This is a genomic window from Acrocarpospora sp. B8E8 (genome assembly GCF_039871605.1).
Lineage (GTDB): Bacteria > Actinomycetota > Actinomycetes > Streptosporangiales > Streptosporangiaceae > Acrocarpospora > Acrocarpospora macrocephala.
The window spans coordinates 1-12,553 of sequence record NZ_JBDPLV010000047.1 but is presented as its reverse complement, the minus strand read 5'-3'; the positions used below and the strand labels follow the sequence as shown (position 1 = coordinate 12,553).

Annotated in this window: 9 protein-coding genes; 8 read left to right on the top strand and 1 reads right to left on the bottom strand. The window is 68.0% G+C overall.

Translation table 11 applies throughout. The features are described 5' to 3' along the window. Positions 1-9: 9 nt before the first annotated feature. On the bottom strand, positions 10-990 hold the full coding sequence (locus tag ABGB08_RS35460) for a substrate-binding domain-containing protein (protein ID WP_347599665.1): 981 nt from the start codon (positions 988-990) through the stop codon (positions 10-12). Positions 991-1,165: 175 nt separating this feature from the next. Here ABGB08_RS35460 and ABGB08_RS35455 point away from each other — a divergent pair, with 175 nt between their 5' ends. The 8 genes from ABGB08_RS35455 to recQ all read left to right on the top strand — a co-directional run bounded on the left by ABGB08_RS35455 (position 1,166) and on the right by recQ (position 12,408). Beyond that, positions 1,166-2,671: a sugar ABC transporter ATP-binding protein gene (locus ABGB08_RS35455; RefSeq protein ID WP_347599662.1), complete on the top strand. Its 1,506-nt coding sequence runs from the start codon at positions 1,166-1,168 to the stop codon at positions 2,669-2,671. 295 nt (positions 2,672-2,966) lie between these two features. Then, positions 2,967-4,007 carry an ABC transporter permease gene (locus ABGB08_RS35450; RefSeq protein WP_347599659.1) on the top strand — a complete coding sequence of 347 codons (1,041 nt, stop codon included), beginning with the start codon at positions 2,967-2,969 and terminating at the stop codon, positions 4,005-4,007. Continuing rightward, complete coding sequence (locus ABGB08_RS35445; protein WP_347599656.1) at positions 3,997-5,220, top strand: ABC transporter permease; 1,224 nt, start codon at positions 3,997-3,999, stop codon at positions 5,218-5,220. The genes ABGB08_RS35450 and ABGB08_RS35445 overlap by 11 nt, the downstream gene beginning before the upstream one ends. Then, complete coding sequence (rhaS, locus tag ABGB08_RS35440; RefSeq protein WP_347599653.1) at positions 5,217-6,299, top strand: rhamnose ABC transporter substrate-binding protein; 1,083 nt, start codon at positions 5,217-5,219, stop codon at positions 6,297-6,299. Before ABGB08_RS35445 ends, rhaS begins: the two co-directional genes overlap by 4 nt. Before the next feature lie 40 nt (positions 6,300-6,339). Further along, on the top strand, positions 6,340-6,657 hold the full coding sequence (locus ABGB08_RS35435) for an L-rhamnose mutarotase (protein ID WP_155344406.1): 318 nt from the start codon (positions 6,340-6,342) through the stop codon (positions 6,655-6,657). A gap of 7 nt (positions 6,658-6,664) precedes the next feature. Continuing rightward, positions 6,665-7,819, top strand: a complete 1,155-nt coding sequence (rhaI, locus tag ABGB08_RS35430) for an L-rhamnose isomerase (protein WP_347599650.1) — start codon at positions 6,665-6,667, stop codon at positions 7,817-7,819. A gap of 254 nt (positions 7,820-8,073) precedes the next feature. Next, complete coding sequence (locus tag ABGB08_RS35425; RefSeq protein WP_347599647.1) at positions 8,074-10,089, top strand: bifunctional aldolase/short-chain dehydrogenase; 2,016 nt, start codon at positions 8,074-8,076, stop codon at positions 10,087-10,089. Positions 10,090-10,491: 402 nt separating this feature from the next. Further along, a complete protein-coding gene (recQ, locus tag ABGB08_RS35420; protein WP_347599644.1) occupies positions 10,492-12,408 on the top strand; it encodes a DNA helicase RecQ in 1,917 nt (638 codons plus the stop codon). The last annotated feature ends 145 nt before the right edge of the window (positions 12,409-12,553 follow it).

Sequence of the window (12,553 nt, the reverse complement as noted above, 5' to 3'; positions counted from 1 at the left end):
CGAACCTGCTCACCGGGTGGACTCCCGGATCACCAGCTCCGGCTGGAACATGATCTGCTGATGGGCATGCGTGTCCGGATGATCGCATTCGTCCAGCAGTAGTTCGGTCGCCACCCGCCCCAGCTGATGCGTCGGCTGCCGGATCGAGGTCAGCGACACGGCCGACGCCGCCGCGAAATCGATGTCGTCGTACCCGATCAGCGCCACGTCGTCCGGCACCCGGATCCCCGCGTGCGTCAGCCCGCGCAACATGCCGAGCGCCAGTAAATCGTTCGCACAGAAGATCGCGTCCGGCAGGTCCCCCTCCGCGATCATCTTGGCCGCCGCCTGCTGACCCGCGCGGGGCGTCATCGCGGCCATCTCGATCACCCGCAGCTCCGCTCCGCCCAGGGCGCGCTCGGCCCCGGCCCGGCGGTCGATGCACTGGCGGATGGTGAGCGGGCCGGTGACGTACGCGATCGAGGTCGCGCCGCCGGCGCGCAGGTGGGTGACGGCGGTCGTGCCGCCGGCGATGTCGTTGACCGCGACCGAGCACTGGTCGGGGCGATGCGCGGGATGGTCGACCAGGACGACCATGATGCCGCGCTCGCGCAGCCGGTCCAGCCGGGCCGGATCCTCGTCCGACGGGGTGATCAGCACGCCGCGCACCCGCTGCTCGGCCAGCACGAGCAGGTTGCGCTCCTCCTTGGTCCGCGATCCCGCCGAATTGCTGAGAATCACCGCGTAGCCGAGATCGCTGGCCACCTCCTCGACCCCCGCCGTGACGTCGGTGAAGAACGGGTTGCCGATGTCGATCACGGACAGGCCGATGGTCTTGCTGTGTCCGGCCCGCAGAGTCGCCGCGGAGCCGTGCCGGACGAATCCGAGTTCCCGCACCGCCGCTTCGACCTTCGCCCGGGTCGCCGCCGACACCTTCTCCGGCCGGTTGAGCACGTTCGAGACCGTGCCCGGCGACACGCCTGCGTGCTCGGCGACGTCCCTGATGCCCACGGGGCTATGCATAAGGCTTGATTAAAACGTAACAACGGTCCCGCAGGCAAGAACAACCCCTGGTCGGCTGGGCCTGTCACGAGAAATCGCACCTTAACCGGCTATTGACGGTCCCGAAACACTGACCTACTCTCCTCCACAACTTTGAAACGTTTTTCTAAGTCGGGAGGGGCTCATGGCCGACACGCCGCCGCCCGTGCTGGCGCTCCGAGGGGTGAGCAAGTCCTTCGGCGCGGTACGCGCGCTGCGTGAGGTCTCCCTGGCACTGCCCGCCGGAGAGGCGCACGCGCTCGCGGGCGAGAACGGCGCGGGCAAGTCCACCCTGGTGAAGATCCTCTCCGGGGTGCACCGGCCGGACGCGGGCCAGATCCTGCTGGACGGCGAGCCGGTCGAGTTCCACGGCCCCGCCGACGCGCAGGCCGCCGGGGTGGCGGTGATCTACCAGGAGCCGACGCTCTTCCCCGACCTTTCGGTGGCCGAGAACATCTTCATGGGCCGCCAACCGCGCGGCCGGCTTGGCAGGATCGACCGGCGGGCCATGCGCGCCCAGGCCGGGGCCCTGTTCACCCGGCTCGGCGTGCCGCTCGACCCCGAACAGCCTGCCCGCGGCCTGTCCATCGCCGACCAGCAGCTGGTCGAGATCGCCAAGGCGCTCTCCCGGGACGCCCGCGTGCTGATCATGGACGAGCCGACCGCCGCGCTGTCCGGCACCGAGGTCACCCGGCTCTTCGGCGTGGCGCGCTCGCTCCGCGACCAGGGCTGCGCGGTCCTGTTCATCTCGCACCGGCTCGACGAGATCTTCGACCTCTGCCAGCGGGTGACCACGCTCAGGGACGGCGGGTACGTCGCGGGTGACCTCATCGCCGACATCACCCCCGACGACCTGGTCCGGCGCATGGTCGGCCGGGACCTCGACGCGCTGTTCCCCAAGCAGAACGCCGTCCCCGGCGAGGTGGCGCTCCAGGTGCGGCGGCTGACCCGCGAGGGCGTCTTCACCGACATCTCCTTCGAGGTCAGGCGCGGCGAGATCGTCGCCCTGGCCGGCCTGGTCGGCGCGGGCCGCAGCGAGGTCGCCCGCGCGGTCTTCGGCATAGACCGCTGGGACGCCGGTTCCGTCGAGATCGCCGGCCGCCGCCTGCGCCCCGGCAGCCCGACCGCCTCGATGGCCCTCGGCCTGGCCCTGGTCCCCGAAGATCGCCGCCAGCAGGGCCTGGTCATGGACCTGTCGATCGAGCGCAACATCGCCCTGCCGGGTCTCGCCGAGGTACGGCACGGCCCGATGATCTCCCGGGCCGCGGAACGGCTGCGCGCCGCCGACTGGGCGCAGCGGCTCCAGCTCAGGCATCGGAGCCTCGCCGACGCGGTGGACGTGCTGTCCGGGGGCAACCAGCAGAAGGTCGTGCTGGCGAAGTGGCTGGCCAGGAAGCCGTCCGTGCTGATCGTGGACGAGCCGACGCGGGGGATCGACGTGGGCACGAAGGCGGAGGTGCACCGGTTGCTGTCCGAGCTGGCCGTGGGCGGGATCGCGGTGCTGATGATCTCCTCCGAGCTCCCGGAGGTGCTCGGCATGGCCGACCGCGTGCTGGTCATGCACGAGGGCCGCCTGGTGGCGGAGATCCCACGCGAATCCGCGACCGAGGAAACAGTCATGGCTGCCGCAACAGGAAGGGCTCCGTCATGACGGATATGTCGCCTACGGCGGTGGAGGGCTATCGAGGCTCGCCGGTCGAGGGCTCGACCGTGAGTCGCCCGGATATGCGGACGTCTTGGGTGCGGCCACCTGAGGTGCTGGCGTCTGGAGCGCGGGTGTTTAGGGCGAGGCCGTTTGAGATGTGGGTGTCTTGGGTGGGGCCCTCCGAGGTGTCGGCGTCTAGGGCGCGGGCGTTCTGGGTGGGGCCGTTTGAGATGCGGGTGTCTGGGACGCGGGCATACGGGGTGCCGAGTCGTGGGTCATGCGGTTTTGGAGGGAGAGGAGCGTGACCATCACCGCGAAACGGTCCGGGACCGTGCTCCGGAATGGCGGGCGTGGGCTGGTCGATCGGGTGGCCCGCGTTCGGGAACTGGGCATCGTGATCGCTCTCGCGGTGCTGTTCGGCGTGACCGGGGCGGTCAACCCGGAGTTCCTGGGACTGGACAGCCTCCGCGACATCCTGCTCAACTCCTCCATCATCGCGATGCTGGCGGTTGGCCAGACACTCGTAGTGATCACCAGAAACGTGGATTTGTCGGTCAGTTCGGTGGTCGGGTTGTCCGCGTTCGGAGGCGCTCTGATGCTGGCCGAGCATCCTGGCCTGCCGATCGTGGTGGTCGTCGCCGGGTGCGTCCTGCTCGGCGCCGCCTGCGGCGCGATCAACGGCCTGCTCGTCGGCGCGGCCAAGGTCCCGGCCCTCGTTGCCACCCTCGGCACCTTGTACGCCTTCCGCGGCATCGACTACGCCTGGGCGGGCGGCCTCCAGGTCAACGCCGCCGACATGCCCGAATCGTTCCTCTCGCTAGGCTCCGGGTCGCTCCTCGGGTTTCCGCTGCTCGCACTGGTCGCGATCGTGGTGCTCCTGGCCGTCGGCTGGATGTTGCGCAACCTGCGCTCCGGCCGCGAGCTGTACGCGATCGGATCCAACCCGGCGGCGGCCGTACTAGCCGGAATCCCGGTGCGAAAGCGCGTCATCACGGCCTTCGTCGCGAGCGGGGCCCTGGCCGGACTCGCCGGAGCCATGTGGGCGGCCAGATTCGGCACCGTCGACGCCGGAGCCGCCACCGGCAAGGAACTCGACGTCATCGCCGCGGTCGTCGTCGGCGGCGTGGCCATCTTCGGCGGCAGCGGCACGGTGTACGGCGCTGCCCTCGGCGCCCTCCTCCTCACGGGAATCAGCAGCGCCCTGGCCGTACTCCGCGTCGACGCCCTAGCCCAAACCGCCATCAACGGCGCATTGATCATCGCGGCCATCGTCCTGGACCGCCTCCTCGCGCTCCGCGTCGCCGCCACTCTCCGCCGAAGGAGACATCGCGATGCCACCTGATCCCACAGACTCCACCGCCCCAGCCGACCTGGCCGACTCCGCGCCTCTCGCTCCCGGACATATGGCGATGCCCGCTGATCCCGCAGACTCGGCTGCCCCGGCCGACCCCGCGTCTCCCGCTTCCGGATATATGGCGATGCCCGCTGATCCCGCAGACTCGGCTGCCCCGGCCGATTCCGAGCCCCCCGCTGTTGCCACGGTCACCGGCCCTGGAGGCGGCGGGATCTCGGCCCCCTTTTCCCCGGCGGCCCTGTTCCACCGGTGGGAGGGTCTCATCCTGATCCTGCTCGTCGCGGTGACGATGTGGGCCTCGCTCGGTGTGGACGGCTTCGCCAACAGCTCGAACGTGTCTTTTCTCCTGCTGGACGTGACCGAGATCGCGTTGATGGCGCTGACCATGACGTTGGTCATCGTCGCCGCCGAGATCGATCTGTCGGTGGCCTCCACGCTTGGCCTGTCGTGCGCGGTTCTGGGATGGCTGTGGAACGCCGGGCTCCCGATTGAGGCGATCATGCCGATCTGTCTGGTCGCGGGCGCGTTGTGCGGCGCGCTCAACGGATTCCTGGTGACCAGGCTCGGACTGCCGTCGCTGGCCGTCACGATTGGAACGTTCGCCCTCTATCGCGGCCTGGCCTACGTGATCCTCGGCGATCAGGCGGTAGCCGATCTCCCGCCCGCCTACACCAGCCTGGCCGGATCCACCCTGGGCCCGATCCCCGTTACGACGCTGCTGGTCGCGGTGCTGGCCGTCCTGTTCGTGGTGATCCTGCACTTCACCTCGCTAGGCCGGTCCATCGTCGCCCTCGGCTCCAACGAAGAGGCCGCGTTCTTCTCCGGAATCCGGGTCAAACGCATCCGATTCTGGCTGTTCGTCGCATCCGGCGCGATGGCCGCCCTCGCCTCCCTGATCTTCACTTTCCGGTACGCCTCCGCCCGGGCCGACAACGGCGCCGGCCTGGAGCTGGCCGTCATCGCGGCCGTCCTGCTCGGCGGGGTGTCGATCTTCGGAGGGCGCGGCACCCTCCCCGGCGTGCTGATGGCGGTGCTGCTGCTCGGCGTGGTGCGCAACGCGCTCATCCTCGCCGACGTCGCCAACGAAGTCCTCAATTTCGTGACGGGCCTGCTGCTCGTCGCGTCCGTGCTGGCGCCGAATCTCGGGGCGGTCTGGCGGCGGCGTACCTCACCACCACTCGAAGGGAAATCGGCACCATGACTACGCGAAACGTGTGGCGCCCCTTGGCGCTCGTAGCCGGTCTTGCCCTGCTGGCGACCGCCTGCGGCGGGACCACCAGGGACGATGTGGCCCAGCAGGCGTCCGCCTCGGCCGCCGCGCCCGCCTCCTCGGCGGCCGCCGACCCGAACGCCCCCATCAAACCCGGACTGAAGATCGCCTTCCTGCCCAAGCAGGTCAACAACCCGTACTTCACGATCGCCAACGGGGGCGGTATCGAAGCGGCCAAGGAGTTCGGCGGCGAAGGCAAGGAGGTCGGCCCGTCCGAGGCCAGCGCCTCCTCCCAGGTCTCCTACATCAACACCCTGATCCAGCAGAAACAAGACGCCATCGTCATCTCCGCCAACGACCCCAACGCCGTCGTACCCGCCCTCAAGCAGGCCAAGGACGCCGGGATCAAGGTCGTCAGCTACGACTCCGACACCGCGCCCGAAGGCCGCGACCTGTTCGTCAACCAGGCCAGCGCCGAAGACCTCGGCCGCACCGAAGTGCAGCTGCTGGCCGAGCAGATCGGCCACAAGGGCAAGATCGCCATCCTCTCGGCGACCCCGAACGCGACCAACCAGAACACCTGGATCGAGTTCATGAAGGACGAGCTGAGCAAACCCGAATACAAGGACATGGAGCTCGTCAAGGTCGCCTACGGCAACGACGAGGACCAGAAGTCCTTCACCGAGACCCAGGGCCTGCTCCGCGCCTACCCGGACCTGGCCGGCATCATCTCCCCGACCACCGTCGGCATCGCCGCCGCCGCGCGCTACCTGTCCGACTCCTCGTTCAAGGGCAAGGTCAAGCTGACCGGCCTCGGCACCCCCAACCAGCTGCGCAAGTTCGTCAAGGACGGCACCATCGACGGCTTCGAACTGTGGAGCCCCGGTGACCTCGGCTACCTCGCGTCGTACGCCGCCGCCGCGCTCGCCTCCGGCCAGATCAGCGGCGCCGAAGGCGAGAAGTTCAAGGCCGGGAAGCTCGGCGAATACACCATCGGCGCGAAGGGCGAAATCCTGCTCGGCAAGCCCACGGTGTTCACCAAGGACAACATCGACGACTTCGACTTCTGACGATTCCGATGGCCCACGCTCAGGCTCGCGAAAGGACCTCATGGAACGCGTCTGCTTCCTGCTGAAGGTGCGGCCTGAGCGGCTGGCCGAATACCGCGAACGCCACGCCGCCGTGTGGCCCGACATGCTCGACGCGCTCCGCGCGACCGGGTGGCGGAACTACTCCCTCTTCCTCCGCGACGACGGCCTGCTGGTCGGCTACCTGGAGACCGACGACTTCGCGCTGGCCCGCTCGGGGATGGCGGCGACGTCGGTCAACGCCCGCTGGCAGGCCGAGATGGCGCCGTACTTCGAAGCCCTCGACGGGCGGCCGGACGAGGACATGCGACCACTGACCGAGGTGTTCCACCTTGACTGAATCGGGGATGACTGTGGATATAAAGGCCCAGTTGAGAGCGCAGCACATCGAGACTCCTTCCTGGGCGTACGGGAATTCGGGCACCCGGTTCAAGGTGTTCGCCCAGCGTGGCGTGCCGCGCGATCCGTACGAGAAACTCGCCGACGCGGCGCAGGTGCACCTGTTCACCGGTGTCGCGCCCACGGTCGCCCTGCACATCCCGTGGGACCGCGTCGACGACTACGCCGACCTGGCCCGGCACGCCCGCGCGCTCGGCGTGGGCATCGGCGCGATCAACTCCAACGTCTTCCAGGACGACGACTACATGCTCGGCAGCGTCACCAACCCCGACGCCCGGGTTCGCCGCAAAGCCATCCAGCACCTGCTCGACTGCGTCGACATCATGGACGCCACCGGCTCCGACACGCTCAAACTGTGGTTCTCCGACGGCATCAACTACCCGGGCCAGGACGACATCCGGGCCCGCCAGGATCGCCTGGCCGAGGCCCTCACCGAGGTCTACGCCCGCCTCGGCCCGTCCCAGCGATTCCTCCTCGAATACAAATTCTTCGAACCCGCCTTCTACGCCACCGACGTCCCCGACTGGGGCACCGCCTACGCCCACTGCCTCCGCCTCGGCCCTCAAGCCCAGGTCGTCGTCGACACCGGCCACCACGCGCCCGGCACCAACATCGAGTTCATCGTCGCCTTCCTGCTCCGCGAGGGGAAGCTCGGTGGCTTCGACTTCAACTCCCGCTTCTACGCCGACGACGACCTGATGGTCGGCGCCGCCGACCCCTTCCAGCTGTTCCGCATCATGTACGAGGTGATCCGCGGCGGCGGCTACACCTCCGGCATCGCTTTCATGCTCGACCAGTGCCACAACATCGAACCCAAGATCCCCGGCCAGATCCGTTCCGTCATGAACGTCCAGGAAGCCACCGCCAAAGCCCTCCTCATCGACCGGACCGCTCTCGCCGCCGCCCAAACCTCCGGCGACGTCCTAGCCGCCAACGCCGTCCTGATGGACGCCTACAACACCGACGTCCGCCCCCTCCTGGCCGACCTCCGCCAGGAAATGTCCCTCGCCCCTGACCCCATGGCCGCCTACGCCGCCTCCGGCTACCCCGAGAAAATCGTCACCGAACGGGTAGGCGGCGCTCAGGCAGGCTGGGGTGCGTGACCTTCTCGATCGGATGAGTGCGGCGCCCTGGCAAGCTGGAGTGCCTGGGCTTCCCGGTCGGATGAGTGGGGTCGGCGCCACTCATCCGACCGGGATCCGGCACCACTGTGACCCGCCGCCCCCGTTCGGGTTGGAAGTCTCGACCGATTTCGTCCTCTCCCGGCGGGACCTACCGGGACAAGCGGACGTTCGTTCCCCGCTGTCCGGGGAGATGTCGCTCGATTCTCTATTTAATGATCAAGTAAGGAGACGGGATGAACCCCGCCGTTGAGGAACTGCTGAGCCGAGCCCATGAACTTGGGGCGGATCCCCGCAATACCAACTACGCGGGTGGGAACGCGTCCGCCAAGGGAACGGCGACCGATCCAGTCACCGGTGGTGAGGTCGACTTGATGTGGGTCAAAGGATCAGGTGGCGATCTTGGCACGCTAACGGAATCCGGGCTGGCCGTGTTGCGGCTCGATCGATTGCGGGCGCTGGTCGATGTGTTTCCTGGGGTCGAGCGTGAGGACGAGATGGTCGCCGCCTTCGACTTCTGCCGGCACGGTCTCGGTGGTGCGGCACCGTCCATAGACACGGCGATGCACGGACTGGTGGACGCGCCTCACGTCGACCACCTGCATCCCGACGCGGGAATAGCCATCGCCACCGCCGCCGACGGTCCGGCCCTGACTCGGACGATCTTCGGCGACCGGGTGGCCTGGGTGCCGTGGCGGCGCCCGGGGTTCCAGCTCGGCCTGGACATCGCCGCCATCCGCCGCGACAACCCGGACGCCATCGGCGTCATTCTCGGCGGCCACGGCATCACCGCCTGGGGCGACACCTCCGCCCAGTGCCAGCACAACTCTCTGGAGATCATCCAGACCGCGAGCGCATACCTGACCCAGCACGGCCGCCCAGAACCCTTCGGTCCCACGCTCTTCGCCCCCCTCCCCGAAGCGACCAGACGCGAACGCGCGGCCGCATTGTTTCCGCTGGTCAGAGGACTGGCCAGCACCGACGCCCCGATGGTAGGCCACCTCACCGACAATTCTGAGGTCCTCGACTTCCTGTCCCGAGCAGAACACCCCCGCCTGGCCGCCCTCGGCACCTCATGCCCCGACCACTTCCTCCGCACCAAGGTCGCCCCCCTGGTCCTGGACCTGCCCCCCGACGCCCCCCTCGACGAGGCGATCGCCCGCCTCCGCGAGCTGCACGCCGCCTACCGGGACGACTACGCCGCCTACTACCACCGCCACGCCACCCCGGCCTCCCCGCCGATGCGCGGCGCCGACCCCGCCATCGTCCTGATCCCCGGCGTCGGCATGTTCTCCTTCGGCCGCGACAAACAGACCGCCCGCGTCGCCGGCGAGTTCTACGTCAACGCCATCAACGTCATGCGCGGCGCCGAATCCGTCTCCTCGTACGCCCCCATCGACGAATCCGAGAAATTCCGCATCGAATACTGGGACCTCGAAGAGGCCAAACTCCGCCGTATGTCCCCACCCCGCCCCCTCGCCACCAGAGTCGCCTTCGTCACCGGCGGCGGCTCCGGCATCGGCGCCGCCACCGCTCGCCGCCTCTCCGCCGAGGGCGCCTGCGTCGTCATCGCCGACCGCGACCTCACCGCCGCCGAGAAAGTAGCGGCGGAACTCGGCGAATCCGCGATAGCCGTCCAGGTAGACGTCACCTCCGAGGAGGAGATCACCGGCGCCGTCCGCACCGCCGTCCTCACCTTCGGCGGCATCGACCTGGTCGTCAACAACGCCGGCCTCTCCCTGTCCCGCTCCCTCCTCGACACCACCGCCGCCGACTGGGACCTCCAGCACCAGGTGATGCCCCGCGGCTCCTTCCTCGTCTCCCGCGAAACCGCCCACGTCATGATCGCCCAAGCCATGGGCGGCGACATCATCTACATCTCCTCCAAGAACGCCGTCTTCGCCGGCCCCAACAACCTCGCGTACGGCGCCGCCAAAGCCGACCAGGCCCACCAGGTCCGCCTCCTCGCCGCCGAACTGGGAGAACACGCCATCCGCGTCAACGGCGTCAACCCCGACGGCGTAGTCCGCGGCTCCGGCATCTTCGCCTCCGGCTGGGGCGCCAACCGCGCCGCCGTCTACGGCATCCCCGAAGACCGCCTGGGCGAGTACTACGCCCAGCGAACCCTTCTGAAGAAGGAAGTCCTCCCCGACCACATAGCCCAAGCCGTCTTCCTCCTCACCCAGCTGACTCACACCACCGGCCTGCACATCCCCGTGGACGCCGGAGTATCCGCGGCCTTCCTCCGTTAGGCGGGTTCTGCCCATGCGGCCCGACTCCCACTTCTGGCCCACACCATGGAGGCGGTTGTGCGGACGGCGCAGGTGCGGCCGGTGAGGTGAGGAGCAGGATCTGCAGGCGGCTGGTATCCCATGACGGCGTCTCGCTGCGGACGCGGGAATGCCCGCAGCCTGTCCACCAGGGATGCGACGTTGGAATCAGTGGATGTGTTCGGCATTCCGGGATCGCTTTGCCGCGTACTCAACGGTGGTGCCAGCAGCTCACCGCATGAGGAGGAATTTGCGCTGGCGCGATCCCGCCTCCCAGGGGTTTGGTGAGATCGATATGTGAACCCCGTGGGGTGATGGGAAGCTGCTCGGACAGTTATCCACAGGTTGGATCCGGGTGGGTTGGCGATCTCGTAGGGTGGGCGGGTGATTTCCCCCGAGGGCGTGGCCGTGGAAGACGTCGAGGCGTCGGATCCCACGGCGAGTGCCGCCACCCACGTGCTGCGGAAGATCTTCGGCTACGACTCCTTCCGGGAGGGACAACAGGAGATCATCGAGCATGTCGTCGCCGGTGGGGACGCGCTCGTGCTGATGCCGACCGGTGGTGGAAAGTCGCTCTGCTACCAGATTCCGGCGCTGGTCAGAGACGGCGTGGGGGTGGTGATCTCGCCCCTCATCGCGCTGATGCAGGATCAGGTCGACGCCCTGACGGCGCTTGGTGTGCGAGCGGGCTTCCTCAACTCCACGCAGGGGATCGATGAACGTCAGGCGGTCGAGACGTGCTTCGTCGCGGGCGAGATCGACCTGCTGTATCTCGCGCCCGAGCGCCTGCGTGTGGACGCGACACTACGACTGCTGGAGCGGGGGAAGATCTCACTCTTCGCCATCGACGAAGCGCACTGTGTCGCCCAGTGGGGGCACGATTTCCGGCCGGACTACCTGGCTCTGTCCACGCTCCACGAGCGCTGGCCCACCGTGCCCAGAGTCGCGCTGACCGCGACCGCCACCCCGGCCACACACGCGGAGATAGCCGCCCGCCTGAACCTGGAGAACGCCCGCCACTTCGTCGCGAGCTTCGACCGCCCGAACATCGAATACCGCATCTCCCCAAAGAACGAACCCAGACGCCAGCTCCTCGACCTCCTGCGCAACGAGCACCCGGGCGACGCGGGCATCGTCTACTGCCTGTCCAGGGCCTCCGTCGACAAGATCGCCGAATTCCTGACCCAGAACAACATCCCCGCGTTGCCGTACCACGCGGGCCTGGACGCCCGGACCCGCGCCTCCAACCAAGCCCGCTTCCTGCGCGAAGACGGCCTCGTCATGGTGGCCACGATCGCCTTCGGCATGGGCATCGACAAACCCGACGTCCGCTTCGTCGCCCACCTCGACCTGCCCAAATCCGTCGAAGGCTACTACCAGGAAACCGGCCGCGCCGGCCGCGACGGCCAGCCGTCCACCGCCTGGCTCGCCTACGGCCTCCAAGACGTCGTCCAGCAACGCCGCATGATCGAAACCAGCGAAGGCGACGACACCCACCGCCGCCGCCTGGGCACCCACCTCGACGCCATGCTCGCCCTCTGCGAGACGATCGACTGCCGCCGAGTCCGGCTCCTCGACTATTTCGGCCAGAAAAGCTCCCCCTGCGGAAACTGCGACACCTGCAAAACCCCGCCGGAATCCTGGGACGGCACCATCCCCGCCCAGAAACTCCTCTCCACCGTCCTCCGCCTCCACCGCGAACGCCGCCAGAAATTCGGCGCCGGCCAGATAGTCGACATCCTCCTAGGCCGCAAAACCGACAAGGTCCTCCAGCACGACCACGCCTCCCTCACCGTTTTCGGCATCGGCACCGAACTCCGCGAATCCGAATGGCGCGGCGTGATCCGCCAACTCCTGGCCCAAGGCCTCCTCACCGTAGAAGGCGACTACGGCACCCTGATCCTCACCGACGCCAGCGCCGACGTCCTCCGCGGCAACCACCAGGTCCTCCTCCGCCGCGAACCCGAACGCAAACCCTCCCGCTCCTCCTCAAAGTCCGACCCAAAGACCCCCACCACCCGCCTCCAAGCCTCCGACCTCTCCGAATCCGCCCAGGCAATCTTCGAAAACCTCCGCACCTGGCGCGGCGCCACCGCAAAAGAACAAGGCCTCCCCGCCTACATCATCTTCCACGACGCCACCCTCCGCGAAATAGCCACCCGCACCCCCACCACCCTCACCGAACTAGGCCAAATAAGCGGCATAGGCGAAAACAAACTAGCCAAGTACGGCCAACAAGTCCTCGACGTCCTCCACCCCCCACAATCCGACCAAGCCACCGAACTCGCAGAGTCGGACTAGAAACACCACTCGTTGCATGGTAACCATTCACACCTCCTGATCTTGGTGTCGCCGGTTTGATCGTCTCGCCGGAGTCCGGCATGATCGCTGTTCGTGATCGAGGAATCCGCGTCTTCGAGCGCGCCCTCGATGGAGGAGTTCGCGC

Bases quoted from the DNA above. Each gene is read 5' to 3' on its own strand.
- ABGB08_RS35455 (WP_347599662.1), top strand. From the start codon at position 1,166: ATGGCCGACACGCCGCCGCCCGTGCTGGCGCTCCGAGGGGTGAGCAAG.
- ABGB08_RS35445 (WP_347599656.1), top strand. From the start codon at position 3,997: ATGCCACCTGATCCCACAGACTCCACCGCCCCAGCCGACCTGGCCGAC.
- rhaS (WP_347599653.1), top strand. From the start codon at position 5,217: ATGACTACGCGAAACGTGTGGCGCCCCTTGGCGCTCGTAGCCGGTCTT.
- ABGB08_RS35435 (WP_155344406.1), top strand. From the start codon at position 6,340: ATGGAACGCGTCTGCTTCCTGCTGAAGGTGCGGCCTGAGCGGCTGGCC.
- rhaI (WP_347599650.1), top strand. From the start codon at position 6,665: ATGACTGTGGATATAAAGGCCCAGTTGAGAGCGCAGCACATCGAGACT.
- ABGB08_RS35425 (WP_347599647.1), top strand. From the start codon at position 8,074: ATGAACCCCGCCGTTGAGGAACTGCTGAGCCGAGCCCATGAACTTGGG.